The organism is Flavobacterium cheniae, assembly GCF_004363695.1.
GTDB lineage: Bacteria > Bacteroidota > Bacteroidia > Flavobacteriales > Flavobacteriaceae > Flavobacterium > Flavobacterium cheniae.
Genome location: NZ_SNZC01000002.1, coordinates 395,683 through 421,212 on the forward strand (window position 1 = coordinate 395,683; position 25,530 = coordinate 421,212).

The following is a 25,530-nucleotide window of genomic DNA, read 5'->3' on the forward strand; positions in this document are numbered from 1 at the left end:
TTGAGTTGTTTTTTATTGAAATAATGTTTTATCAAAAACCATTGCGATAGCGTTCTTTTGACGTTTTTTAGAACGTTCATAACTACCCGCTGCTGGTGCACTATATGCTTTTGGCGAAGCTAATCTTAATTTTACTAAATCGAAATTCATTAACATATACGAATAAGCTCCCATGTTTTTAGGTTCTTCTTGTGCCCAAACATAATCATCAACATTTGGATAACTGTCGATAATAGCTTTGATTTGGTCAACTGCTAATGGGAACAATTGTTCTAAACGAACAACCGCCACATCGTTTCTACCTAATTCTTCTCTTTGTGCAATGATGTCAAAATATACTTTTCCTGTACAGAAAACCAATGTTTTAATCGCTTTCTTATCAGCAACATTTGGATCATCTAACACTTCTTGGAATTGTCCGTTTGCTAATTCATCCATTGAAGATACTACATCTGGATGACGTAATAAACTTTTTGGAGAAAACACTACTAATGGCTTACGGAATTCTGTTTTTAACTGTCTTCTCATTAAATGGAAGAAGTTGGCTGGCGAAGTTACATCGGCAATATACATGTTGTGTTTTGCACACATTTGTAAATAACGTTCCATACGTGCTGATGAATGTTCTGCTCCTTGGTTTTCATAACCGTGAGGCAATAACATTACCAATCCGTTTTGATTGTTCCATTTATCTTCACCTGCAGAAATGTATTGGTCAATCATAATTTGAGCTCCGTTAGAGAAATCTCCAAACTGTGCTTCCCAAATTACTAAAGATTTTGGCGATGCTAACGCATATCCGTATTCAAAACCTAAAACACCATATTCTGAAAGGTGCGAATTGTAGATATAAAAGTTTCCTTTTTTATCTTTTATTTTGTCTAAAAGAATTACTTCTTCTTCTGAATCTTCTACTTTAACTACAGCATGACGGTGTGAGAATGTTCCACGTTCAACGTCTTGCCCAGAAATACGCACGTCAAAACCTTCCGAGATTAAAGAACCATAAGCTAATAATTCGCCCATTGCCCAATCTAATTTATTGGTTTCCACCATATTTTTTCTATCACCAATTAACTTCGTAATCTTACTGATGAATTTCTTATCAGCAGGAAGTTCGGTAATGGTTTTAGCAATATCAGCTAATTGTTTTTTATCAAACTTAGTGTCAAATTTTTGAAGCATTACATCATCAGAAACTTGTTTGTAACCTTCCCACTCATTTTCCATGAACGGAGTAATTACAGTTAAGTCTTTTTTACGAGAGGCTTCTAAATTTTCATCTAGTTTTGCTTTGTAAGCTTCTTCTAATTCTTTTACAAATCCAGCCGAAATAACATTTTCTTGTGCTAATTTCTCCGCATAAATATCTCTTGGATTTTTATGTTTTGCAATTAATTTATATAAAACAGGTTGTGTAAAACGAGGTTCGTCTCCTTCGTTGTGACCATATTTTCTGTATCCTAATAAATCAATAAAAACGTCAGTTCCAAACTCCATACGATAATCTAAAGCAAATAACATCGCATGAACAACAGCTTCTGCATCATCAGCATTTACGTGTAAAACTGGCGACAAAGTTACTTTAGCAATATCCGTACAATACGTTGACGAACGCGCATCTAAATAATTCGTTGTAAATCCAACTTGGTTATTGATTACTAAGTGAATCGTTCCACCTGTTTTATAACCATCTAATTTAGCCATTTGAATGATTTCATAAACAATACCTTGACCTGCAACCGCAGCATCACCGTGAACGGCAATTGGTAAGACTTTTGAAAAATCATTTGGATAATTTCTATCTTGTTTTGCTCTTGTAATTCCTTCAATAACGGCACCTACTGTTTCTAAGTGCGAAGGATTTGGAGCTAAATTTAAGTTGATTTTTTTACCTGAATCAGTTACTCTATCAGAAGTTAAACCTAAGTGATATTTAACATCACCATCAAAGTTAGCGTCTTCATCGTAGTCTTTTCCGTCGAATTCAGAGAAGATATTTTGAGTATTTTTTCCAAAGATGTTTGCCAATACATTCAAACGACCTCTGTGTGCCATTCCCATTACGAATTGCTCTACGCCTTTATCAGCAGCAGCTTCCACTAAAGCGTCTAAAGCAGGAATAACCGCTTCACAACCTTCTAATGAGAAACGCTTTTGACCTACATATTTGGTGTGTAAGAAGTTTTCGAAAGAAACTGCTTCGTTTAATTTTTTAAGAATGTGTTTTTTCTTGTCAGCAGTAAAGTTTGGTAAATTGTCGTTAATGTCTAAACGATTTTTTATCCATTCTAATTTGTGTGGTTCGCGAATGTACATGTATTCCACACCGATAGATTGGCAATACACATTTTCTAAATGCTTAACAATTTCAGACAAAGTACATGGTTTCATGTTAACCATTTTAGCAGCATCAAAAACCGTATTCAAATCGGCTTGAGATAAACCAAAATTTTCAAGTGCCAATGAAGGTCCGTGAAGTCTTCTGTCTCTTACTGGATTTGTTTTTGTAAATAAGTGTCCACGTGTTCTATATCCTTCAATTAATTTCAGAACATTGAACTCTTTTTGCATTTTTTCAGAAATTTCACCTGAATCACCAGAAGCTACTTGAACTACTTGTGCGGCAAATTCTTCAGAACCATAACCCGCTTGAGCGAAGTCAAATCCTTGAAAAAAACTTCTCCAGCTTGGCTCTACGCTATCTGGATTTTGTAAATATTGTTCGTATAAATCTGCAAAAAATGCAGTATGTGCAGCGTTTAAAAAGGAAAACCTATCCATAGTGTGTTGTCGGTAAGACCTATTAATTAAAAATTTTACGCAAAAGTAAAACATTTTATGATAATCTTTCAAGGATTTTTATACTTTTATAACATTAATTTTTTCAAAATTGATTTATGAAAAAGAATTCCGTAATGAAATTAACACTTTTACTAAGTATTGTGTTTTTATTTGGATTTAATTCTGAAATTTCTGCACAAGAAAACACCGAAATGAAAACAAAAAGTGATTTTTGGAACCATGTACAATTTGGTGGAGGATTAGGCTTAGGAGTTGGTAATGGTTATGCCGATATTATGGTTGCGCCAAGTGCTATTTACAACTTTAATCAATACGTTTCAGCGGGTTTAGGTGTTCAATATAACTATGTAAAACAACGTGATTTATACAAAGCGAATATGTATGGTGGTAGTGTAGTGGCTTTGTTTAATCCTATAGAAGAATTACAAATTTCAACCGAATTAGAACAATTAAGAGTAAACAGAACTTTTAATGATTCATTTGGAAGCGATTCTCAAGATTTTTGGAATACCGCTTTGTTCGTTGGAGCAGGATATCGCAATGAAAATGTAACTATTGGAATTCGATACAATGTGTTGCACAAAGACAGAGACAATATTTACGCGGAACCATTTATGCCTTTTGTAAGGATATTTTTTTAATACTTATTACGAAACCAAACCTTTTGCCATTCACGCTTTAACACTAAAAAAGCAACTTGTTCAGATAATTCTACTAAATCAGAACCATCTAATTTTTTGATTTGATCTTCTGGAACATCAATTATGTAGAGTAAATTCAGATATTCAGCAAATTTATATTGGATGAGTTTGTAAATTTTTTCTTGTACCAAATTTTTAAATTCAAACGGGAAAATACTTGATGGTACATCTAAAGATTCATTAGCTAAGGCAAAATCTTTGTTTACTTGCTCAATCAACTTAAAGTACAAATGTTCTTCTTCGGCTTGCGAAATTAAGGCATCAATATTTGCTGGTGGATTATACATTTCTTCCCATTAAATTCTCACCAAAAGCTTTTAAAACGGTTTTCTTTTCATTTTCAATATCCATTTTTTCTAAGGTTTCAAATGCTTTGAAAGTATAGTCTTGAATGGCTTTTTTAGTAGCTTCGCTTGCACCAGAAGAATTAAAAATAGCTTTTACTGATTCTATTTTATCTGTGTTTTCTGAAGGTTGAATGGAAAACAAATGCAATAATTGTTGTTTTTCTTCTGCTTTAGAAAACTCAATAGCTTTTAAGTATAAATAGGTTTTTTTGTTTTCAATAATGTCTCCACCCACTTGTTTACCGAAGGTTTCTGGATTTCCAAAAGCATCTAAATAATCGTCTTGTAATTGGAAGGCAATTCCTAAATTTAATCCAAAATCATAAATCAAATCAGCATTTTCATCAGAAGTTTCGGCTACAATTGCTCCCATTTTCATAGCAGCACCAACCAAAACCGCGGTTTTATATTCAATCATTTTTAAATATTCCTGAATCGTAACATCGTCACGCATTTCAAAATCCACATCATATTGTTGCCCTTCACAAACTTCTAAAGCCGTTTTACTGAATAATTTGGCTAATTTTTGGAAAGTTGCTGGCTCATAATTTTCAAAAAATTGATACGCTAAAATCAACATAGCATCACCTGATAAAATTCCGGTATTCAAATCCCATTTTTCATGAACGGTTTGATTACCTCTTCGTAAAGGCGCATCATCCATAATGTCATCGTGAATTAATGAAAAATTATGAAACACCTCAACCGCTGTTGCTGCTGGAATGGCTTTTTCACAATCCACATTAAAAACTTCGCTTGCCATTAAAGTTAAAACCGGACGCATTCTTTTTCCACCAAGCGATAAAATATACTCGATAGGTTCGTATAAGTTTTTAGGTTCTTTATTAGCCACAATTTGCGAAAAATGATTACTCATTTTTTCTTGATAGTACGATATAGAATGCATTATTTGAATTTTTTGCTAAAATACTCCAATATTCTGAAACGACACGAATATATCAAATGTTAAATTTATGCAAAAACAATGGAAACTATTTTGGTGTTAAAAGTTTCCATTATACATTTGTACCCGAAGATAAAATCCAAAAAAGAGATTTTACTGTAAATATGAAAGATAAAATTATAAATAAAGCAAAAGAAATGTTTTTGAGACTGGGTTTCAAAAGCATTACTATGGATGATATTGCTTGCGAAATGTGTATTTCAAAAAAAACAATTTATAAATACTTTTCTAATAAAGATATACTAATAGAAGAAAGTGTTCAAATGGTGCACAAAGAAATTCATGAAACAATTAACACAATCGTAGCACAGAATTTTAACGCAATTGAAGAAAATTTCGAAATCAGAAGAATGTTTAAAGAAATGTTCAAATCAGCAGAATCTTCTCCTATTTATCAGTTAAAAAAGCATTATCCAGAAATTTACGAGAAAGTTCTGAGCATGCAAGTTAGTGTTTGTGAGGAATGTTTTCGAGACAATATCATAAAAGGAATCAACGAAGGTTTGTACCGAAAAGATTTAGATATTGAAAATTATGTCAAGTTTTATTACACTTTAATATTCAATATAAACGAAAACACAATGCTTGAAAAAGATGCTCAAGAATTAGAATTAAAAGCTTTAGAATACCACATTAGAGCAATGGCATCATTAGCTGGAATAGTAGAACTTGAAAAACAATTAGAAACACAAATACTTAATCATTAACCACCATATGAAACAAAAACTATTACTAACCCTTTTGTTCGTTTCTGTATTCTTGAACGCACAAGATAAAAAAGAAACCTATAGCTTTACATTGCAACAAGCAATTGATCATGCTATTGAAAACAACTATACTTCAATTAATGCAAAACGTGATATTGAAGCTGCCAAGCAAAAAAAATGGGAAACAACTGCTTCTGGACTTCCACAAATTAGTAGTAACTTACAATATTTAAACAATCTTGACTTTCAAGTACAAGGGGTTTCTGGAAATGCTTTCAATCCTGGAGGCGATCCAAATGAAATTTCAACTATTGCCTTTGGAACTAAACACAGTGCAAATGCTTCTGCAACATTAAACCAATTAATTTTTGATGGTTCATATATTGTAGGATTACAATCGGCTAAAGTGTATTTGCAAATTTCACAAAATGCAAAAGAAAAAACCGATTTAGAAATAAAAGAAATGGTTACGAATGCATACGGAAATGTGCTGTTAGCAAAAGAAAGTGTTTTAATCTTAGAAAAAAACAAAACCACCTTAGAAAAAACATTATTTGAAACTAGCGAAACTTTTAAAAACGGTTTAACCGAGGAAGAAAACGTCGAGCAACTTCAAATTACGTTAACACAATTGAAAAGTTCTTTATCAAATGCACAAAAAAGAGCTGAAATTGCATTGAATCTTCTAAAAATTTCTATGGGAATCGACATCAATAATGATGTTACTCTTACAGAAAAATTAGACGATTTAGCACTTAAAAATGTTGATTTAGCTGTGCTTGCGGAAGAATTTAATTCTCAAAATTCAGTAGATTTTAAAATTCAAAAAAATAACGAAGAATCGAAACGTTTGTTGTTAAAATTAGAACGTTTTAGAGCATTGCCAACAATTGGCGCGCAACTGAACTATGGTGCCAATACTTTTTCTAATGAATTTGATATTATTTCAACACAACAAAAATGGTACAATTATTCAAATTTTGGTGTAAATGTTAGTTTGCCAATATTTAGTAGTTTTAGAGATAGAGCCAGAACCCAACAAGCAAAAATTGCTTTTGAACAAGCAAAAACACAACTTACTGAAACAGAGCAACGTTTAAAACTTCAATTTCAACAAGCTAAAACCGATTACGAATACAGTATTGAGCAATATTCAGCCTCAAAAAGTAATTTAAAATTAGCCGAAAGAATCGAAGGCAAACAACAAATAAAATTCAAAGAAGGACTTTCTACAAGCTTTGAATTTACAGAAGCTCAACGTCAATTATACACAGCGCAACAAGATTATTTACAAGCTATGATTGATGTTATGAACAAAAAAGCAACTTTAGACAAACTAACCAATAAAAAATAAAAACGCACAATGAAAAAAATACTATACATCAGTTTATTAGGTTTACTAATTACTTCTTGTGGAGGTGATTCAAAAACTGCATCTGTTGATAAAGCGATTGAATCAAAAGATTTAGCAACTATTAAAGCATCAAGAGCAGAAATTCAGAAACAATATGATGCTATTGCTGCTGAATTAGCAAAACTTGATTTGGCTATTGCCGAATTAGACACACTAAAAAAATCAGCTTTAGTTACAACTGCAATTGTTAACGATACAATTTTTACGCATTACATTGACATTCAAGGAAATGTTGATACCAAACAAAACCTTATTATTTACCCAGAATATTCGGGAGTTTTATCTCAAGTGTATGTAAAATCAGGTCAAAAAGTAAATAAAGGACAAATTTTAGCCCGAATTGACGATGGTGGTTTAAGCAATCAATTGGCACAAATGGAAACACAAGCTACATTGGCAAAAACTACATTTGAAAGACAAAAAAATCTTTGGGATAAAAAAATTGGTTCAGAAATTCAATTTTTACAAGCAAAAACAAATTACGAAGCTCAAATGAAAGCAGTTGCCCAAATGAGAGCGCAACTTGGAAAAACAATTGTGAAAGCACCATTTAGTGGTGTTATTGACGAAGTAATTACTGAAAAAGGTCAGGTTGTTGGTCCAGGTCAACAATTAATGCGTATTGTAAATTTATCCGACATGTACGTTTCTGCAAATGTTCCTGAAAGTTTCATTGGGAAAATTAAAAATGGAGCTATCGTAGATGTTGAAGTAAAATCTACTGGTAAAATATATAAAGGAAAAGTGAGACAAATTGGAAATTACATCAATCCAAACAATAGAAACTTTAGTATTGAAGTAGCTGTTCCAAACTCAGATAATTTATTACGTCCAAATCAAGTAGCTGTATTAAAAATCGAAGACTACAAAAAACCGAATGCTATTTTAGTTCCAGAAAGTATTGTTACTGAAAATGCAGTTGGCGAAAAAATTATTTATACAGTTGACACCTCTGGGAAAGAACCAAAAGCAATCAAAAAAACCATCGTAGTAGGTTTAACTTCTGGAGCAAATATTGAAGTAAAATCTGGATTAAACAAAGGGGAACAAATCATTATTGAAGGCGCAAGAAGCGTTCAAAATGGTGATGTTGTTGAAATTATTAAAAAATAAGTACTAAAAAAATATTGGTATGAGTAATAAAATAACCAAAAGCTTCGGAATTTCAACATGGGCGATTAACAATAAAATGACCGTGTATGTAATTACAGCTATTATCTTGATAGGCGGATTAATTTCCTACTATTCAATGCCTCGTGAAGATTTCCCTGAAATTATTGAAACTAAAATTTACGTTAGTTCTATCAATCCAGGAAATGCCGCTGAAGATGTTGAAAAATTAATCACTAAACCTTTAGAAGAAGAGTTTAACAATATATCTGGTGTAACTAAAATTACCTCAAACACACTTCAAGATTATTCTATGATTTTAGTGGAGTTTGATGAAGATATCTCGGTTGATGCAGCCAAACAAAAAGTAAAAGACAAAGTAGATTTAGTAAAATCTGAAACCGATTGGCCAACAATGCCAGGAGGCGAAAAGGTAGAACCAAACGTTTTCGATTTAAACATTGCAGAAGAACAACCTATATTAAATATTAATTTATCGGGAGATTTACCTTTAGATAAATTAAAAGATTATGCAGAATATTTAGAAGATAAAATCGAAAGATTACCACAAATTAAAGAAGCAGCTATTCGTGGTGCGCAAGAAAAAGAAGTGGAAATCGCAGTAGATATTTACAAAATGACGGCAGCTCAAGTCAGTTTTGATGATATTATCGGAGCTGTTTCAAGAGAAAACACAACTATTTCTGGTGGAAATGTAGTCAATAACGGCATCAAGAAAAACATTCGAGTGGTAGGAGAAATTGAAAATCCTGCCGAATTGGAAGACGTTGTGGTTAAAAAACAAGATGGCGTGGTGTATCTTAAAGATATTGCAACCATTAAGTTTCAACCTAAAGAAGCTACAACACATGCCAGAGAATATGGCAATGCCGTTGTTATGCTTGATATTAAGAAACGTAGTGGTAAAAACATGATTGAGGCAACTGAAAGCATCAAGAAAATTGTTAAAGAAGCACAAGACAACTACTTTCCTTCGAATTTAAAAATTTCTATGGCAAATGATCAATCTTCAAGAACCATTAACCAAGTAGATGATTTAGTAAACAACATCATTTTTGGAGTATTACTTGTAGTAGGTGTTTTGATGTTTTTCTTAGGATTTAGAAGTGCGCTTTTCGTAGGTTTTGCCATTCCGCTTTCTATGTTTATGTCGTACATTATTTTAGCTTCATTTGGAGTAACTTTAAATACGATGGTATTATTTGCCTTAGTAATGGGACTCGGAATGCTAGTTGATAACGGAATTGTAGTAGTAGAAAACGTACATTCGTTAATGAGTCAAGGCTTAAGCCGTAAGCAAGCTGCTATTGAAGGTGTTGGAGAAATTGCATGGCCTATTATTGCATCAACTGCAACCACTTTAGCTGCCTTTTTCCCATTAGGATTATGGCCGGGAACTATGGGTAAATTCATGATATATTTCCCTATGACACTTTCTGTTGTATTGTTTTCATCATTGTTTGTTGCATTAGTTATCAATGCACTTATTAATGCCGAATTTATGCAATTGGAAGAGAAAGAAATGTCTCAAAAAACATTAATTCGTTTGAGTAGCATTGTAGGAGGAATAGGAATAATTTTAGTAATTCTTGGTTTTTCAACCAGCACAGATGGTTTAAAAGGAATTGGAAATTTAATGGTTTTCTTTTCCGTAATGCTTTGGGTTTACAAATATTATTTGTCAAGAGCTCAAAAGTATTTTATGGAAGTTTCATTAGTAAAACTTGAAAACTTTTATAAAGAATCGCTGATTTATGTTTTGAGCGGGAAAAGACCTTATTATTTTTTATTTGGAACCATTGGACTTTTAGTTTTCTCATTTATTTTAGTGGGGATTGCTCAACCAAAAGTGTTGTTCTTTCCTGAAAATCAGCCTAACCAAATTATAACGTATATTGAATTCCCAGAAGGAACTGATATTGCTAAAACAAATGCTTTTACTAAAGAAGTTGAGAAAAAAGTATATGCTGTAGCCAATAAATATACCGATGAAGAAAATTTCAACTTTATGGTTGAATCTGGCGTAGCACAAGTTGGTGAAGGTGCTGGAAATCCTCAAACCGATGGTGGTTCACAAAACGAAATGCCACACAGAGGAAAAATTACTTTATCAATGCGTGAATTCAAGTTTAGAAAAGGAGTTGAAAGTAGCGATTTAATGAATGAAATTCGAGCAGCTGTTAAAGGTTATCCTGGTGTTTCTATAATTGTTGAAAAAGATCAAAACGGACCGCCTTCAGGTTATCCGATCAATGTTGAAATTTCAGGTGAAAATTATAATGACATGTTAATTGAAGCTGAAAAAGTAAAAGATTTTATCAACTCAAAAAACATTGCCGGAATTGAAGAATTAAAACTAGATGTTAATAAATCAAAACCTGGTTTAGAAGTAATTGTTGATAGAAAAGTAGCTGGACAATTAGGTGTTTCAACAGCTCAAGTAGGACAAACATTACGTCGTTCGGTATACGGAGAAAAGATTTCCACCTATAAAGAAGACAAAGATGATTATGAAATAAATGTGCGTTTTAATGAAGATTTGAAAAATGATAACAGTGCTATTTTCAATCAGCCAATCACATTTAGAGATCAAGCTACTGGAAGATTACAACAAGTTCCAATTGCTGCATTAGTAGAAAAAACAAACACATCATCATTCAATACCATCAAACGTAAAAACTTAAAACGAGTAATTACAGTATATTCAAATGTATTGGAAGGTTATAATGCGAATGAAATTGTAGGCGCTTTGAAAAAAGAAATGGCAACCTATAAAATGCCAAAAGACACTAATTTCGCTTTTACAGGTGAACAAGAAGAACAAGAAAAAAACTCTTCATTCTTATTTAAAGCTTTGTTAATTGCTATGGGAGGAATTATTTTAGTAATGGTGGCTCAGTTTAATTCGATTTCAAAACCAGCTATTATTATGTTTACCGTAATCTTAAGTTTTATTGGTGTATTCTTGGGATTAGTAATTTTTAGAGACGATTTCGTAATTATTATGACCATGATGGGAATTATTTCTCTTGCCGGAATTGTAGTAAACAATGGAATTGTATTAATAGATTACACCCAATTATTATTAGACCGAAAAGTAGCCGAATTAGGTTTAGAAGAAGGATCAATCTTAAGTAAACAAGATTATTTTGATGCTATTGTTGAAGGTGGTCGTTCAAGATTACGCCCAGTATTGTTAACGGCTATTACAACGGTTTTAGGTTTAATTCCATTAGCAATTGGTTTAAATATCGACTTCTTCGGATTATTCATCAACTACAACCCTAATATTTATATGGGTGGAGACAACGTGATTTTCTGGGGACCTTTAGCTAAAACGGTTATTTACGGATTAATATTTGCAACATTCCTTACGTTGATTATTGTTCCTGTGATGTTCTTCTTATTAAACAGAATGAAAATCAAAATTAAAAACCGAAAAAACAAAGACACTGAAATCTTACCATCAGTATAAAACAAAAAAGTCCCGATTAAATCGGGACTTTTTTTATACTTTAAATTGAATTAGTTTTTAACTAAAACATCTTTTGACCATTTTTTTACTTCAGCAATTCTACTATCAGAAAAATCAACTTCGCTTAATGAAGAGTCACTCCAGAAAAACCATTTTCCAGTTTTAGCGCCTTTATTATATTCTCCAATAGATTGTTTACTACCATCTTCGTTATAAGCCATCCATTTTCCATGTAATTTTCCGTCTAAGTAATAACCTTCTTGTTTTACTTGTCCGTTATCGTAATAATATGTTGCTTTTACCATTTGGTCAACCACTTCTAATTTTGGTTTTACTTCTTGTGCAAATGACAAACTTGAAACCAATAAAACTGCTGCAATCACTAATTTTTTCATAGTCTTTTCTTTTTTAGGTTAACATTACAGAAACAAATATAAAATTTATTTTACAATAAAAAAACTTTTACTTAACAATTTGGTAACATTGGATAAAAATTTAACATTAAAAAAGCCAATACGTAATGTATTGGCTTTAAATAGGATATAAAAATAGAGGTTGTTATTTCACCAAACCATCTAATAATTCAATTAATGATGTAGAAGAAGGTCTTGGTGCATCTGCCTTAACTACATTTCCATTTGGATCAATTAATATGAATCTTGGAATTGAATTAATTCCAAAAGCTTTTACAAAATCAGAAGTCCAGTTTTTATCAGCAAATAATTGAATTCCACCCAATTCTTTAGTAACTACCATTTTTTTCCATTTCTCATAATCCTTTTCTGTATCAACAGAAATACTCACAAACTCGATATTCTTTCCGTGATATTTTGCTTCTACTTTCTTTAAATGAGGAATCTCAGCTAAACAAGGTCCACACCAAGTAGCCCAAACATCAATATATACATATTTTCCTCTTAAATCTTCTAACTTGGTTTTTCCTCCTTTATGATTTTCATAATCAAATGATGGAGAAACAATGCCTTCCATTTTCTTAGCTGCTACCTTTTGTTTGTAATAATCTAACAAAAATTCTTCTTCTCCATCAAAAGTAGACTTCACCATTTTTACCAAAGTTTCATCAAAACCTTTCCCATCAATCATGCTAATATCATTCGCTTTCTTTTTAGCCAATGCGTCTTTAAAAGTAGCTTCGTCAGCATCAAATAAAGCTTCTAACTCCATCTCAAACTTTTCATCAGACAATGCTTTCTTAGCTAAATAGTTATTTTCATTAGCACCATTGCCCTTGTAAACAATAGTTTCATCAAAATCTTTAGTATCTAATGTCAACTTTAGATCGTAACCATTTTTCAAAAACATAGTAGTTCCTTCGTTACCATCATTTAAACGGTATAATCCCCCATCTTTTGAAGCTTCAAAAGTGGTTTGAAACTCACCTTTTTTATTAATCCCAACTTTTTGTTTGAAAGATCTTCCTGAAGAAATAGTAATCGTATCCGAAAATCTATTCGCAATTTTTACGTTTAAAGAAACCGTATTAGTAGTATTTTGAGCAAATCCTGAAAGAATTGCGGCAAAAAACAAAATGAATGCTTTTTTCATGTTTTAAAAGTGTTATTTATTGAATCAAATCTATTAAAATTAAACGAATAAAATTAATATTTGTTACTACATTTGCAAAAAATTTCAAGAAATGTACAGAAGTCATAACTGTGGCGAATTAAACGCTTCACACATCAATACAGAAGTTACCCTTGCAGGTTGGGTTCAAAAATCGAGAGATAAAGGATTTATGATTTGGGTTGATTTACGTGACCGTTATGGTATCACGCAATTAATCTTTGATGAACAAAGAACCGATAAAGCAGTGATTGAAAAAGCAAAATCTTTAGGAAGAGAATTTGTTATTCAAATCAAAGGAACTGTAATTGAGCGCGTTTCTAAAAACCCAAATATGGCAACTGGTGATGTTGAAATCTTAGTTACCGAATTAACTATTTTAAACGAAGCACAATTGCCTCCATTTACTATCGAAGACGAAACCGATGGTGGTGAAGACATTCGTATGAAATATCGTTATTTAGATATTAGAAGAAATCCTGTTAAAAATAATTTATTGTTCCGTCATAAAGTATCGATGGAAGTTAGAAAATATCTTTCTGACCAAGGTTTTTGTGATGTAGAAACACCTTATTTAATTAAATCTACTCCAGAAGGCGCGCGTGATTTCGTAGTGCCAAGTAGAATGAATGAAGGGCAGTTTTATGCACTTCCACAATCGCCACAAACATTCAAACAATTATTGATGGTAGGTGGAATGGATAAATATTTCCAAATTGTGAAATGTTTCCGTGACGAAGATTTACGTGCTGACCGTCAACCAGAATTTACACAAATCGACTGCGAAATGGCATTCGTGGAGCAAGAAGATATTTTAGATATGTTCGAAGGCTTAACGCGTCATTTACTAAAAGAAATCAAAGGAATTGAAGTAGATAAATTCCCAAGAATTACTTACGATTACGCAATGAAAACCTACGGTAATGACAAACCAGATATTCGTTTTGAAATGAAATTTGGTGAGTTAAACGCTGTAGCACAACATAAAGATTTTCCAGTATTCAATTCAGCAGAATTAGTTGTAGGAATCGCTGCGCCAGGTTGTGCAAATTATACCAGAAAAGAAATTGATGCTTTAATTGATTGGGTAAAACGCCCTCAAGTTGGAGCATTAGGAATGGTATATGTAAAATGTGAAGAAGATGGAACTTTCAAATCGTCTGTAGATAAATTCTACGATCAAGAAGATTTGAAAAAATGGGCAGAAATTACCAATGCAAAACCAGGTGATTTAATTTTAGTATTATCAGGAAAAGCTGATAAGACAAGAACACAATTATCAGCTCTTCGTATGGAAGTGGCTACTCGTTTAGGTTTGAGAAAATCTGACGAATTTGCGCCATTATGGGTAGTAGATTTCCCATTATTAGAATGGGACGAAGAAAGCGGAAGATACCACGCAATGCACCACCCTTTTACTTCTCCAAAACCAGAAGACATGGCATTAATTGAAACCGAACCTGGAAAAGTTCGCGCTAATGCTTATGATATGGTATTAAATGGAAACGAAATTGGTGGAGGTTCTATTCGTATTCATGACAGAGAATTACAAAGTAGAATGTTTGATTTGTTAGGATTTAGCAAAGAAGAAGCTTTATCTCAGTTTGGATTTTTAATGAATGCCTTTGAATTTGGAGCGCCACCACACGGAGGTTTAGCTTTTGGATTGGATAGATTGGTTTCTATTTTAGGCGGACAAGAAACGATTCGTGACTTTATTGCTTTCCCTAAAAATAATTCAGGAAGAGATGTAATGATTGATGCGCCATCTACAATTGATGAAGCACAATTACAAGAATTACATATTAAATTAAGATAACATGAAAAAGATTCTAATTGGTCTTATCGTAACCATTGCTTGCCTTATTTCTTTTGGATATTTTCAAAAAAACAACGGCTTAAATGGCGATAAATGGATTGGAATTGGAATTTTATTAGTAGCTTTCGTTTTAATGCCATTGTTTTTATATTCGAGATTTAAGAACAAAGAAACGAGAGAAAGAATGCTAAACTTAAGTTCAAAGAAAAAAGAAGACACTGATAATCAGTAATTTTGAAATATTTTTAACTTTTTCTTGTTCGTGTCGTAAATAAGTATATCTTTGAAGTATTATTAATTTTTTTATATTACAAAAATGCGCACAGGCAAAGTTAAATTCTTCAATGAATCAAAAGGTTACGGTTTTATTACAGATGATGAAACAGGAAAAGACATTTTCGTACACGCAAGCGGAATGAGAGTTGAATCTCTTAATGAAGGTGATGCAGTTAGCTACGAAGAAGAAGAAGGAAGAAAAGGTAAAGTAGCTGCTCAAGTAGTAGTTATCGAAGACTAATATATATTATTTTTTGATTACCTAGAAAGAACAAAGTCCCGATTAATCGGGACTTTTTTTATGCAAATAGCTGAAAGAAATACTTCAATAAAAAAAGGACTACATTTTTGTAGTCCTTTTTAATTCTCAACTAACCTTCTATTTAAACAAATATTTCATTCCAAATAAAATATTTCCTTTTGGCATAGGAACAAATGTATTTTCAAAATACTCTGTATTGAAAATATTTTGAATTAACATATTAATTTCAACATTTTTAGTTCTGAATGTTGTATTCAAATCATAAACATTATAAGAAATTCTTGAGGTTCTCTCAGCATATCGGTATGAAATGTTTTGACTAAAACCTTTAAACAATTGAATATCATAATTAAAAACAACTTGATGACGCATAGAATTTATACCGTTTTTTGAAATCAAATCTGTATTGATATTGTCATCAATGTAAGTGTAGCCTAAGTTTAGCTGATTTTTAATTTTACCTAATGAAAAATTATACTTTAACGAGGATTCGAAACCTTTTGTCTCAACATCAATATTAACTGGTCTCCATAAATCGGCTGGAGTTGCTCTTCTGTAATCGATGAAATTTTCTGTATTTCTATTAAAAAAGGCCACATTAAAATCAACTTTAATTGCATGATATTTGAACCCTAATTCTTGAGCAAAGGCTCTTTCTGCTTCTAAATTTGGATTCCCTTGAGTTTCTAAATCACTATAATTTAAATCGGTATAAGTAGGAACTCTATATGTATATCCAACGTTACTGTAAAGTCGAATTCTATCCGATAATTTCACCCCTAAATCAACACCTGGAAAAGCTCTATTGTCAAAATCAGAAAAATAAGAAACCGCAACACCTGGAGTAATATCTACTACTTTATCAAACAATTCAAAACGATGTTCTAAAAATAAAGTAGCAATTTCTCTTTCGGCATCTCCTAAGTTATTACTTTGAATCATATATTTTGAAAATTCAAGACCAAAACCTGTGATACCTATTTTAGATTCGTAAGAACCATTAAATTCTCCAGCAATTTTATTTGTGATATGTAAATTTCTGTAAACTGAAGGATTTGTTCTTATGAAAATATATTCGTCTTGGTTTCTTCTCCAATAAACTCTTGGTTTAAAAGTAAAATTCCCCCTTTTTACTTCGGTGGAAAGTCCTATTAAACTTGCTTGCGTAACTTCATATGGAAGTGCAAAATCCCTAGTAACACCATAAAAATTTTGAGCTCCAAATTTTCTCTCAGAAAAAGCTGAAATTAAATTAATAGGTAGTTTAGATTTATTGAATTTACTTCTCAATACATAATTTGTATTATCAAAATCAGTGTTTTTTCTATAACCATCTGAAGACTGCTTAGAAAAGTGAATCACATGATTGCTGTCTTCCAAATTAACAGCACCCGTAACTTCAGCAATAAATTGACCAAATGAACCTCCTTGAATCTTAGCAATGATTGAGTTCTCCAAATTGTCATTAGTTACGATATTAATGGCTCCAGTAAATGCATTTTGTCCAAAAATACGTGCGGCAGGTCCTTTAATTACTTCAATTCTTTTAATCACTTCAATTGGTAACGCTAAATTTAAAGTATGATGTCCAGTTTGTGGATCATCAACTTTAATACCGTCAATAAGCAATAAAGTTTGATCAAAACCTCCACCTCTAATGTATAAATCGGCTTGCATTCCGTTTACACCTTGACGTCTTACATCAATTCCTGCAACCTGTTGTAAAGCATCGGCAACGTTTGTAACACCTAATTTTTTGATGTCTTCAGCGGTAACAATTTGAATAGTTCTTGAATTTTCTTTAAAAGGTAAATCAATTCGAGAAGAAGTAACTACAACTTCTTTAAGAGAATCAGTTTTTAATTCTGTTTCTTGTGCATTTCCGAGTAAAGCACTTAAAAGCAAGGTAGATAAAAAGTATTTATTTTTCATTTGAAGTTTATTTTAAAACGGTGCAAAAGTCGTAACTTTCCGGACGATTAAAATAGTCCAGTTTTAAAATGAAAGATAGTCCGGTTAATTTGTTATTGAAAGAGCTTATTCACTTTGATAAATCAAGTGCTACTTCCGTATATATTCAAATTTCGCAGCAAATTATAAATGCGATACAAAGAGGTTATCTAAAAGAAGGAATGGCTTTACCTGGAACACGAGTTTTCAGCCAATTACTTAACATTCACAGAAATACGGCAGTTGCAGTTTATGACGAACTAGCTTCACAAGGTTGGGTTGAAATCATTCCAAATAAAGGCACTTTTATCTTGGTTCCAAAACCAAAAACAGCTTCCATAAAAGCGCGATCTAATAAAATAAACGATGCATATAGTTATCCTAAAACTACGGGATTCCCTTTTCAGACTTCGTTTCATTTGGCTTCAACGCAAGAATTTTCGGAAACAAAATACGTTTTAAACGATGGTCAACCCGATTTACGTTTACATCCTATTCACGAATTTTCAAAATGGTATGGTACATCAATGAAACGGAAATCGTTGATTTCAAAATGGAACAATACATCGAAAAACAGCTATTCTACATTTGAAAATCAATTGTGCAATTTTTTAAATGCAACCAGAGGATTTCATATCAAACCTACAAACTTAATCAGTACAAGAAGTACCGAAATGAGTTTGTATATCATCTCGCAACTTCTAATTCGCAAGAAAGATGTAGTATTGGTTGGTAATTTGAGTAACTATAATGCCAATATGATTTTTCAGGAAGCTGGAGCAAATATCAAAACCATTCCAATTGACGAAAATGGATTAGATATCAATTACATTGAAAAACATTTTACAAAAGGCAAGATTCGTTGTGTTTATGTGTGTTCCAATCGCGATTACCCAACTACAAATACTTTGTCTGCTGAGCGAAGATTACAACTTTTACAACTTGCCAAGAAATACCAATTTGCCATAATTGAAGATGATTTTGATTACGATTTTCAACTCGATGGCTCAGCCATGTTACCAATGGCAGTTTCAGACGGAAATGGAATGGTAATTTATCTTGGAAAGTTAGGACAATCATTATTTCCTAGCTTTCAAACCGGATTTGTGGTCGCTCCAGAAAATTTGATTTCGGAAGCCAAAAACTATTTACAAATGCTAGACAAACAAGGCGATTTAATTCAAGAACAAGTACTTTCTGAATTAATTTATGAAGGTGAAATTCATCGTTTATTGAAAAAAAATTCGATAATATATAAACAAAGAAGAGATTATGCTTGCGAATGTTTTAAGCGATATTTCAACGGGTCCATCCAATTTAAAAAGCCTTCAGGCGGATTAGCCATTTGGATTGAATTTAATCCTTCCATATCATTGATTCAACTTTCTGAAGAAGTAGCTAAAATAGATGTCTTACTACCGAAAACGATTCTTTATCAAGATAAAAACACGTGTGCCATCCGTTTTGGTTTTGGACATTTGAATGAAGAAGAAATTGAAATTGTGATAAGTAAATTAAAATTAGCATACGATACAATCACAAAGTCATAAAACAAAAAAAGTCCTGCAAATTGCAGGACTTTTTACTATAAATCTATTGTCTTAGTCAGCTAAAACAATAATCTTGTTTTCATTCATTTCGATGGTACCTGAATTAATAGGTAACCAATACGTTTGCTCATTTACTTTATTGAATTTAGAAACAAATTCTTTTTCAATTTTAATGTTTTGAGCATTGATTTTCACATTTCCTTTTGCTAATAAAGAAACAATAGGTGCGTGATTATTTAGCATTTGAAACTCACCGTTAATTCCAGGAACTGCTACCGAAGTAACTTCTCCTTTAAACAATGTAGCTTCTGGTGATACTATTTCTAAAATCATTTTTTTATGCTTTAGGCTTTAAGCTTTAGGCTTTAAGCTATTAAAAATTATGCTTCTGCTAACATTTTTTGTCCAGCTTCGATAGCTTCTTCGATAGTACCTTTAAGGTTGAACGCTGCTTCTGGTAAGTGATCTAATTCACCATCCATAATCATGTTAAATCCTTTGATAGTTTCTTTGATATCAACCAATACTCCAGGAATACCTGTAAATTGCTCCGCTACGTGGAAAGGTTGAGATAAGAAACGTTGTACACGACGTGCACGAGATACTGATAATTTATCTTCTTCAGATAACTCTTCCATACCTAAGATGGCGATGATATCTTGTAATTGTTTGTATTTTTGAAGAATCTCTTTTACTCTTTGAGCACAGTCATAATGTTCAGCACCTAAGATTTCTGGAGTTAAGATACGAGAAGTAGAATCTAATGGATCTACCGCTGGATAAATACCTAACTCAGCAATTTTACGAGACAATACAGTTGTTGCATCTAAGTGAGCAAACGTTGTTGCTGGTGCAGGGTCAGTTAAGTCATCCGCAGGTACGTAAACCGCTTGTACAGATGTAATAGATCCTTTTTTAGTTGAAGTAATACGCTCTTGCATTGCACCCATTTCAGTTGCTAATGTAGGTTGGTAACCTACTGCAGATGGCATACGACCTAATAAAGCCGATACTTCAGAACCTGCTTGTGTAAAACGGAAGATATTATCAACGAAGAATAATACATCTTTACCTTGGTCAGATCCAGCTCCATCACGGAAATATTCAGCGATAGATAATCCTGAAAGTGCTACACGAGCACGAGCTCCAGGTGGCTCATTCATTTGTCCGAAAACGAAAGTAGCTTTAGACTCTCTCATTCCTGGCATATCTACTTTAGACAAATCCCATCCTCCATTTTCCATAGAGTGCATGAAATCGTCACCATATTTAATAATTCCTGACTCTAACATCTCACGAAGTAAGTCATTTCCTTCACGTGTTCTTTCACCTACTCCTGCGAATACTGAAAGTCCACCGTGTCCTTTTGCAATATTGTTAATCAACTCCTGAATTAATACTGTTTTACCTACTCCGGCACCACCAAATAATCCAATTTTCCCTCCTTTTGCATAAGGCTCAATAAGGTCGATTACTTTAATACCTGTAAATAAAACTTCAGAAGAAGTTGATAAGTCTTCAAATTTTGGAGCTGTTCTGTGGATTGGTAAACCATTTGCACCAGCTTTAGGTAAATCTCCTAAACCGTCGATTGCATCACCAATTACATTAAATAAACGACCAAAAACGTCTGCTCCAATTGGCATTTGAATTGGTGCACCAGTAGCAACTACTTCAACACCTCTTGCTAAACCATCTGTAGAGTCCATAGAAATGGTACGAACAGTGTTTTCACCAATGTGAGATTGAACTTCAAGTACTAATAAAGTACCATCTTTTTTAGTGATTTCTAATGAATCGTAAATTTTAGGTAATTCGTTATTTGAGTCATTAAAAACGACGTCAACAACTGGCCCGATAATTTGTGCAACTTTTCCTGTGATTCTAGACATTGCTTATGTATTTATTTAATAGCTAATTAATGTTGAAAAAATGATGTATTTTTCCGAGTGCAAAGATAGTTTTTTCTAAAACAATTTTGCAATTTATTTTTTGAATTTTTTGCAATAAAAAAGCGAAATCTTCCAATTTCGCTTTTAAAATGTTATTCTACGGTTACGGATTTTGCTAAATTCCTAGGTTGATCCACATTACAACCTCTTAAAACTGCAATGTGGTACGATAATAATTGCAACGGAATTGTAGTTAATAATGGTGTAAATGGTTCGTTTGTTTCTGGAATTTCAATTACATGATCTGCTAAAGCTTTTACTTGCGTATCTCCTTTAGTCACGACAGCTATAATTTTTCCGCTTCTTGATTTTATTTCTTGAATATTACTTACCACTTTATCGTAATGCCCTTTGTTAGGAGCAATTACAATTACTGGCATGTGTTCGTCAATCAATGCAATTGGCCCGTGCTTCATTTCTGCGGCCGGATACCCTTCTGCGTGGATATATGAAATTTCTTTTAGTTTTAATGCACCTTCTAAAGCAACTGGGAAGTTATAACCTCTTCCTAAGTATAAACAATTGGTTGCATCTTTATAAATTTCAGCAATTTGTTTAGCAACATCATTTGTTAATAAAGCTTCTTGCACTTTTTCCGGCATGATTTCCAATTCTAACAAATAACGTTGGTACTCAGAATTATTCATTGTTCCTTTAGCTTTCGCTAAGCGAAGTGCTAGCAAAGTAAGAATAGTAATTTGTGTTGTAAATGCTTTTGTAGAAGCTACTCCGATTTCTGGTCCTGCGTGTGTATAAGCACCCGCATGAGTTTCACGAGAAATTGAAGAACCTACCACATTACAAACTCCAAACACGAAAGCTCCGTTTTCTTTAGCTAATTTGATTGCAGCTAAGGTATCTGCTGTTTCACCTGATTGTGAAATTGCGATGACAACATCATCTTTATTGATGATTGGATTTCTATATCTGAATTCTGATGCGTATTCTACTTCAACCGGAATTCTTGAAAATTCTTCAATAATATATTCTGCAACTAATCCTGCATGCCATGAAGTTCCACAAGCAACTATAAGGATTCGTTTTGCATTTAAGAATTTTTCTAAATTATCTTCAACACCTGACATTTGGATAATTCCTTTGTTTGCCAAAAGTCTTCCTCTGTAAGTGTCTTTGATTACGCTTGGTTGTTCGTAGATTTCTTTCATCATGAAATGATCATAACCTCCTTTTTCAATTTGCTCCAAGTTTAATTGAAGTTCTTGAATATAAGGATCAACCAATGAATCATCTTTAATTTTTCTAACTTTTAACGGTTTGTGTAAACGGACAATTGCCATTTCTTCATCTTCTAAATAAATAGCATTTGAAGTATATTCGATAAAAGGAGTTGCATCAGATGCGATGAAAAACTCATCTTCACCAATTCCAATTGCCAATGGACTTCCTAAACGAGCAACAATAATTTCATCTGGCTTTTCAATGTCAATTACCGCAATCGCGTAAGCCCCTATAACTTGATTTAATGCAATTTGAACTGCTTTTCCAAGCTTACAATTTTCTTTTTTCTTAACATCTTCAATCAAATTTACCAATACTTCTGTATCGGTATCAGACTTGAACGTATAACCTCTTTTGATTAATTCTTGCTTTAATGGCTCATAATTTTCGATGATTCCATTATGAATAATCACTAATTTTCCAGAATTTGAAAAATGTGGATGTGAATTTACATCATTAGGAACTCCATGAGTTGCCCAACGTGTGTGACCCATTCCTATTTTACCAATAGTTGTTTTCTCACTTTCAGCTTTTGCCTCTAAATCAGAAACTTTTCCTTTGGTTTTTGATAATTTTAAATCTTTTCCGTCATATAAAACAATACCGGCACTATCGTAACCTCTGTATTCTAAACGATGTAATCCTTTAATAATAACAGGATAAGCATCTCTATGACCAATATAACCTACAATTCCACACATATACTATTAGTTATTAGGTTTAGTGAAATAAATATTTAATTTTAATTTCATCGGAATTACATTTCCGTTTTCATCTGTAAAAGTAGCAGTACTTAAAGGTCCGTGCAAAACAGTTCCCAATGGATTTAATATTGAAGATAATGGCACTTTAGTAATTTGTACTCCATTAGTAGAAAAAGGAGTTTTAAGGTTTCCACTAGCTGCAAGATTGATTGACTCTGTTACAGAAAGGCCAATTTTGATATTGTCTTGATACTCACCATTACTATCTGCTTTCAAAATTCTTTTGATGTGCTCTGTTAATCTTATTGTGTATTTGATTCCTTTTTTAGGGTCAGTAGCTTCTCTTTCTATCATCCCTCCAAAAACAACTTTACTGTTTTTTGGATTAGCACTTGATGAACCATCAAATGTATAATCAACTAATACTGAATTATTAGTAGCATCATAAATATAAATTCTTTCTGGCTCACTCGTTTTTGGGACATTTGTCATAGCTGTTTTATCCACATAAAATGTTAGACGAGCATCATTAACTAACCAATTTTGTGTTGCCACATTATTTCTTAAAGCTTGCAATTCATTAGCATCAAAAAGATCAATAAAAGCTATTGAACCGTCACCTCCTTTTAGAAACAATTTGTCATCTCCTGTAGTCTCCGAAGACAAACTTAAACCATCTTGATAAGATTGTGTTTTTGTGTGTTCAAGAAAGTTTATACTATTATTTCTTAAACTTGATGACGCACTATATCCCATTTTTAAAGAAAACTCTCTTCTCGTTCTTTCTGGTGTTGGATTTTCAACACTTACTTCAGTTGAAGCTGCTTTGTATAATATCTTCAACTCTGCATTAGAAAAATCCAACATAGCTAAAGCGCCTTGACCAGCATTAATTTCTTCAACCTCAAACAACAATCCTCTAAAATAATTTTTAAAAGCATTATTACTAAACAAATTAGCAGTTGAAGCTGCATTTAAAATTTTCTGTTGAAAAAAACTGCTTTTCAAATCTAGCCACATACCTGGAGCTCTTCTTTCCTTAACAACTCTTGCAGACAAATCACTTTGATTCCCAAGAACAACACCTTGATCATCGACATATAAACCTGCTCCATTAGTTTTATAAATCTGTATCTCTTTATTACTAAAAAAGAATTCACTATTCTGAGAAACATTAGAACTATTATTTAAAAGCTCTGTCCCTTTGAAAGGATCAATCAAATTTTTATCATTACTATAATATTTTTGAGCGGTTTGTAAATTCTCACTTGGATCAAAGTCACGAAGATAGTAGCCATTTTCTAAAACATTTAATCTGAACTTTGCACTTTCTGAATAACCATAAACAGAATCTAACTCATAAATTCTTTCTCCATCGTCTTCTGTAGACTTTAATGTTCTAAAATAAGGAACATATAAATAAACAGAATCAACCACTGGATTAAATCCAAAAGAAGGATTTTCAGAAGCCAACTCAACTTGTGTTACAAAATGTGCTTTTGTAACACCAAAACCAGGATTATTGTAAATACCTAGCGCATTTAATGGCAAATTATTCGTCTGAACCGCACCTGTTGCTTTTGAATAAGCAATTAAATTTTCTACTTCGTATTTTTCTAAATCAAAATGATCATCGCCGATTACTTCTGAATCTAAGGAATTAAAATCCTTATCGCACGAAATTAGTAGAACAAATAGAAATAATAGAGAGGATATTTTTAAAAAACTTTTTTTCATAATGGTAGAACCCTTTTATAATACGTGATTTTTGATAAACGAAGTATACACTTCTTTAATTGTGTCTTTGGAGGCGAAAGGTAAAAAAGGTTTGTTTGAACTTTCTATAAATTTTGTTAAAGTTGGAGACAAGGTCTCAGAGCCTGCCACTACTGCATCGGAATGCATAATAGAAACCTTCATTAAGTTTTCGTAGGTTGGTGATGCTAAATCTGAAACAGCTTCTTTACCAATGTTATCAAACAATACTTTATTGATAAATTCTTTATCTAGCTCCCCATCAAATCCTTGCTCATAAACCGAAGAAATGATTTTTGTTTCAGCAAAAATACCTTCATCTTTATAATAATGTTTTAAGTAAACTGGCAACATTGCTGCCATCCAACCGTGAACATGAATTACATCTGGAACCCAATTTAATTTCTTAACTGTTTCTACTACTCCTTTTGCGAAGAAAATAGCTCTTTCGTCGTTATCTGGATATAAAACACCTTCTTCATCTGAAAAAGTTGCTTTTCTTTTGAAATATTCGTCGTTATCGATAAAATATACTTGAATTCGCTCTTTAGGAATTGAAGCTACTTTAATAATTAGAGGCATATCCATATCATTCACCACCAAATTCATTCCTGATAAACGGATAACTTCATGCAATTGATGTCTTCTCTCGTTAATATTACCATATCTAGGCATAAAAATTCGTATTTGTCCACCCAAATCATTAATCATTTTTGGCATTTCATACGATTGTAACGATACTTCGTTTTCAGCTAAATAAGGCACCACTTCAGATGATACATACAATATCCTCTTGTCTTCCATAATGTATTCTAGTTAATTATTGTTTTAAAAAACCTTGCAAAATTACAAAATTTTATGGATTTATCCACTAAAATAGTAAGTTTGCACCTGA

Annotated in this window: 20 protein-coding genes; 9 read left to right on the forward strand and 11 right to left on the reverse strand. The window is 32.4% G+C overall.

What is annotated here, in order from left to right; all coding sequences use genetic code 11:
* Window positions 1-12: 12 nt before the first annotated feature.
* A complete protein-coding gene (locus tag C8D80_RS06780) occupies window positions 13-2,784 on the reverse strand; it encodes a 2-oxoglutarate dehydrogenase E1 component (protein ID WP_133608687.1) in 2,772 nt (923 codons plus the stop codon).
* Between the two features lie 116 nt (window positions 2,785-2,900).
* Between C8D80_RS06780 and C8D80_RS06785 the strand changes: the two genes are divergently transcribed.
* Window positions 2,901-3,446, forward strand: a complete 546-nt coding sequence (locus C8D80_RS06785; RefSeq protein WP_133608689.1) for a hypothetical protein — start codon at window positions 2,901-2,903, stop codon at window positions 3,444-3,446.
* Here C8D80_RS06785 and C8D80_RS06790 read toward each other — a convergent pair.
* Both C8D80_RS06790 and C8D80_RS06795 read right to left on the reverse strand, forming a co-directional pair.
* Window positions 3,443-3,793: a hypothetical protein gene (locus tag C8D80_RS06790; protein ID WP_133608691.1), complete on the reverse strand. Its 351-nt coding sequence runs from the start codon at window positions 3,791-3,793 to the stop codon at window positions 3,443-3,445. The two genes, C8D80_RS06785 and C8D80_RS06790, sit on opposite strands and share 4 nt — an antisense overlap.
* Entirely contained in the window at window positions 3,786-4,760 is a 975-nt protein-coding gene (locus tag C8D80_RS06795; protein WP_133608693.1) for a polyprenyl synthetase family protein, read from the reverse strand. Before C8D80_RS06795 ends, C8D80_RS06790 begins: the two co-directional genes overlap by 8 nt.
* Window positions 4,761-4,921: 161 nt before the next feature.
* Here C8D80_RS06795 and C8D80_RS06800 point away from each other — a divergent pair, with 161 nt between their 5' ends.
* From C8D80_RS06800 to C8D80_RS06815, 4 genes are read left to right on the forward strand one after another with little or no spacing between them, the layout of a single operon-like run.
* Complete coding sequence (locus tag C8D80_RS06800) at window positions 4,922-5,524, forward strand: TetR/AcrR family transcriptional regulator (RefSeq protein ID WP_133608695.1); 603 nt, start codon at window positions 4,922-4,924, stop codon at window positions 5,522-5,524.
* Window positions 5,525-5,531: 7 nt separating this feature from the next.
* Window positions 5,532-6,878 (forward strand): TolC family protein, encoded by a 1,347-nt coding sequence (locus C8D80_RS06805; protein ID WP_133608697.1) that lies wholly within the window; start codon window positions 5,532-5,534, stop codon window positions 6,876-6,878.
* Window positions 6,879-6,887: 9 nt separating this feature from the next.
* Entirely contained in the window at window positions 6,888-8,051 is a 1,164-nt protein-coding gene (locus C8D80_RS06810; protein ID WP_133608699.1) for an efflux RND transporter periplasmic adaptor subunit, read from the forward strand.
* A 19-nt stretch (window positions 8,052-8,070) separates the two neighbouring features.
* Window positions 8,071-11,544 carry an efflux RND transporter permease subunit gene (locus C8D80_RS06815; protein ID WP_133608701.1) on the forward strand — a complete coding sequence of 1,158 codons (3,474 nt, stop codon included), beginning with the start codon at window positions 8,071-8,073 and terminating at the stop codon, window positions 11,542-11,544.
* A 50-nt stretch (window positions 11,545-11,594) separates the two neighbouring features.
* On the opposite strand, the gene C8D80_RS06820 is transcribed toward C8D80_RS06815, so the two are convergent.
* On the reverse strand, window positions 11,595-11,939 hold the full coding sequence (locus C8D80_RS06820) for a toxin-antitoxin system YwqK family antitoxin (RefSeq protein ID WP_133608703.1): 345 nt from the start codon (window positions 11,937-11,939) through the stop codon (window positions 11,595-11,597).
* A gap of 163 nt (window positions 11,940-12,102) precedes the next feature.
* Complete coding sequence (locus tag C8D80_RS06825) at window positions 12,103-13,110, reverse strand: TlpA family protein disulfide reductase (RefSeq protein ID WP_133608705.1); 1,008 nt, start codon at window positions 13,108-13,110, stop codon at window positions 12,103-12,105.
* A 91-nt stretch (window positions 13,111-13,201) separates the two neighbouring features.
* On the opposite strand from C8D80_RS06825, the gene aspS reads away from it, so the two are divergent.
* The 3 genes from aspS to C8D80_RS06840 all read left to right on the forward strand — a co-directional run bounded on the left by aspS (window position 13,202) and on the right by C8D80_RS06840 (window position 15,464).
* The gene (aspS, locus tag C8D80_RS06830) at window positions 13,202-14,947 is read left to right on the forward strand and encodes an aspartate--tRNA ligase (protein WP_133608707.1); all 1,746 of its coding nucleotides are present in this window, start codon (window positions 13,202-13,204) and stop codon (window positions 14,945-14,947) included.
* 1 nt (window position 14,948) lies between these two features.
* Window positions 14,949-15,179 carry a hypothetical protein gene (locus C8D80_RS06835; RefSeq protein WP_133608709.1) on the forward strand — a complete coding sequence of 77 codons (231 nt, stop codon included), beginning with the start codon at window positions 14,949-14,951 and terminating at the stop codon, window positions 15,177-15,179.
* An 84-nt stretch (window positions 15,180-15,263) separates the two neighbouring features.
* A complete protein-coding gene (locus tag C8D80_RS06840; protein ID WP_008255794.1) occupies window positions 15,264-15,464 on the forward strand; it encodes a cold-shock protein in 201 nt (66 codons plus the stop codon).
* A 138-nt stretch (window positions 15,465-15,602) separates the two neighbouring features.
* On the opposite strand, the gene C8D80_RS06845 is transcribed toward C8D80_RS06840, so the two are convergent.
* The gene (locus tag C8D80_RS06845; protein ID WP_133608711.1) at window positions 15,603-17,417 is read right to left on the reverse strand and encodes a TonB-dependent receptor plug domain-containing protein; all 1,815 of its coding nucleotides are present in this window, start codon (window positions 17,415-17,417) and stop codon (window positions 15,603-15,605) included.
* A gap of 68 nt (window positions 17,418-17,485) precedes the next feature.
* Here C8D80_RS06845 and C8D80_RS06850 point away from each other — a divergent pair, with 68 nt between their 5' ends.
* Window positions 17,486-18,985 carry an aminotransferase-like domain-containing protein gene (locus tag C8D80_RS06850; RefSeq protein ID WP_133608713.1) on the forward strand — a complete coding sequence of 500 codons (1,500 nt, stop codon included), beginning with the start codon at window positions 17,486-17,488 and terminating at the stop codon, window positions 18,983-18,985.
* A 51-nt stretch (window positions 18,986-19,036) separates the two neighbouring features.
* Here C8D80_RS06850 and C8D80_RS06855 read toward each other — a convergent pair whose 3' ends face one another.
* The 5 genes from C8D80_RS06855 to C8D80_RS06875 all read right to left on the reverse strand — a co-directional run bounded on the left by C8D80_RS06855 (window position 19,037) and on the right by C8D80_RS06875 (window position 25,439).
* On the reverse strand, window positions 19,037-19,318 hold the full coding sequence (locus C8D80_RS06855; protein WP_026725933.1) for a F0F1 ATP synthase subunit epsilon: 282 nt from the start codon (window positions 19,316-19,318) through the stop codon (window positions 19,037-19,039).
* A 47-nt stretch (window positions 19,319-19,365) separates the two neighbouring features.
* Window positions 19,366-20,877, reverse strand: coding sequence for a F0F1 ATP synthase subunit beta (atpD, locus tag C8D80_RS06860; RefSeq protein WP_133608716.1), 1,512 nt, complete (start codon window positions 20,875-20,877; stop codon window positions 19,366-19,368).
* A 152-nt stretch (window positions 20,878-21,029) separates the two neighbouring features.
* On the reverse strand, window positions 21,030-22,877 hold the full coding sequence (gene glmS, locus C8D80_RS06865; protein WP_133608718.1) for a glutamine--fructose-6-phosphate transaminase (isomerizing): 1,848 nt from the start codon (window positions 22,875-22,877) through the stop codon (window positions 21,030-21,032).
* A 6-nt stretch (window positions 22,878-22,883) separates the two neighbouring features.
* The gene (locus tag C8D80_RS06870; RefSeq protein ID WP_133608720.1) at window positions 22,884-24,617 is read right to left on the reverse strand and encodes a DUF4270 domain-containing protein; all 1,734 of its coding nucleotides are present in this window, start codon (window positions 24,615-24,617) and stop codon (window positions 22,884-22,886) included.
* Between the two features lie 15 nt (window positions 24,618-24,632).
* A complete protein-coding gene (locus tag C8D80_RS06875; RefSeq protein WP_133608730.1) occupies window positions 24,633-25,439 on the reverse strand; it encodes a glycogen/starch synthase in 807 nt (268 codons plus the stop codon).
* Window positions 25,440-25,530 lie beyond the last annotated feature (91 nt).

Excerpts from the sequence above, each read along its gene's own strand:
- C8D80_RS06780 (WP_133608687.1), bottom strand. The coding sequence starts at position 2,784 with ATGGATAGGTTTTCCTTTTTAAACGCTGCACATACTGCATTTTTTGCA.
- C8D80_RS06785 (WP_133608689.1), top strand. The coding sequence starts at position 2,901 with ATGAAAAAGAATTCCGTAATGAAATTAACACTTTTACTAAGTATTGTG.
- C8D80_RS06790 (WP_133608691.1), bottom strand. The coding sequence starts at position 3,793 with ATGTATAATCCACCAGCAAATATTGATGCCTTAATTTCGCAAGCCGAA.
- C8D80_RS06795 (WP_133608693.1), bottom strand. The coding sequence starts at position 4,760 with ATGCATTCTATATCGTACTATCAAGAAAAAATGAGTAATCATTTTTCG.
- C8D80_RS06800 (WP_133608695.1), top strand. The coding sequence starts at position 4,922 with ATGAAAGATAAAATTATAAATAAAGCAAAAGAAATGTTTTTGAGACTG.
- C8D80_RS06805 (WP_133608697.1), top strand. The coding sequence starts at position 5,532 with ATGAAACAAAAACTATTACTAACCCTTTTGTTCGTTTCTGTATTCTTG.
- C8D80_RS06810 (WP_133608699.1), top strand. The coding sequence starts at position 6,888 with ATGAAAAAAATACTATACATCAGTTTATTAGGTTTACTAATTACTTCT.
- C8D80_RS06815 (WP_133608701.1), top strand. The coding sequence starts at position 8,071 with ATGAGTAATAAAATAACCAAAAGCTTCGGAATTTCAACATGGGCGATT.
- C8D80_RS06820 (WP_133608703.1), bottom strand. The coding sequence starts at position 11,939 with ATGAAAAAATTAGTGATTGCAGCAGTTTTATTGGTTTCAAGTTTGTCA.
- C8D80_RS06825 (WP_133608705.1), bottom strand. The coding sequence starts at position 13,110 with ATGAAAAAAGCATTCATTTTGTTTTTTGCCGCAATTCTTTCAGGATTT.
- aspS (WP_133608707.1), top strand. The coding sequence starts at position 13,202 with ATGTACAGAAGTCATAACTGTGGCGAATTAAACGCTTCACACATCAAT.
- C8D80_RS06835 (WP_133608709.1), top strand. The coding sequence starts at position 14,949 with ATGAAAAAGATTCTAATTGGTCTTATCGTAACCATTGCTTGCCTTATT.
- C8D80_RS06840 (WP_008255794.1), top strand. The coding sequence starts at position 15,264 with ATGCGCACAGGCAAAGTTAAATTCTTCAATGAATCAAAAGGTTACGGT.
- C8D80_RS06845 (WP_133608711.1), bottom strand. The coding sequence starts at position 17,417 with ATGAAAAATAAATACTTTTTATCTACCTTGCTTTTAAGTGCTTTACTC.
- C8D80_RS06850 (WP_133608713.1), top strand. The coding sequence starts at position 17,486 with ATGAAAGATAGTCCGGTTAATTTGTTATTGAAAGAGCTTATTCACTTT.
- C8D80_RS06855 (WP_026725933.1), bottom strand. The coding sequence starts at position 19,318 with ATGATTTTAGAAATAGTATCACCAGAAGCTACATTGTTTAAAGGAGAA.
- atpD (WP_133608716.1), bottom strand. The coding sequence starts at position 20,877 with ATGTCTAGAATCACAGGAAAAGTTGCACAAATTATCGGGCCAGTTGTT.
- glmS (WP_133608718.1), bottom strand. The coding sequence starts at position 22,877 with ATGTGTGGAATTGTAGGTTATATTGGTCATAGAGATGCTTATCCTGTT.
- C8D80_RS06870 (WP_133608720.1), bottom strand. The coding sequence starts at position 24,617 with ATGAAAAAAAGTTTTTTAAAAATATCCTCTCTATTATTTCTATTTGTT.
- C8D80_RS06875 (WP_133608730.1), bottom strand. The coding sequence starts at position 25,439 with ATGGAAGACAAGAGGATATTGTATGTATCATCTGAAGTGGTGCCTTAT.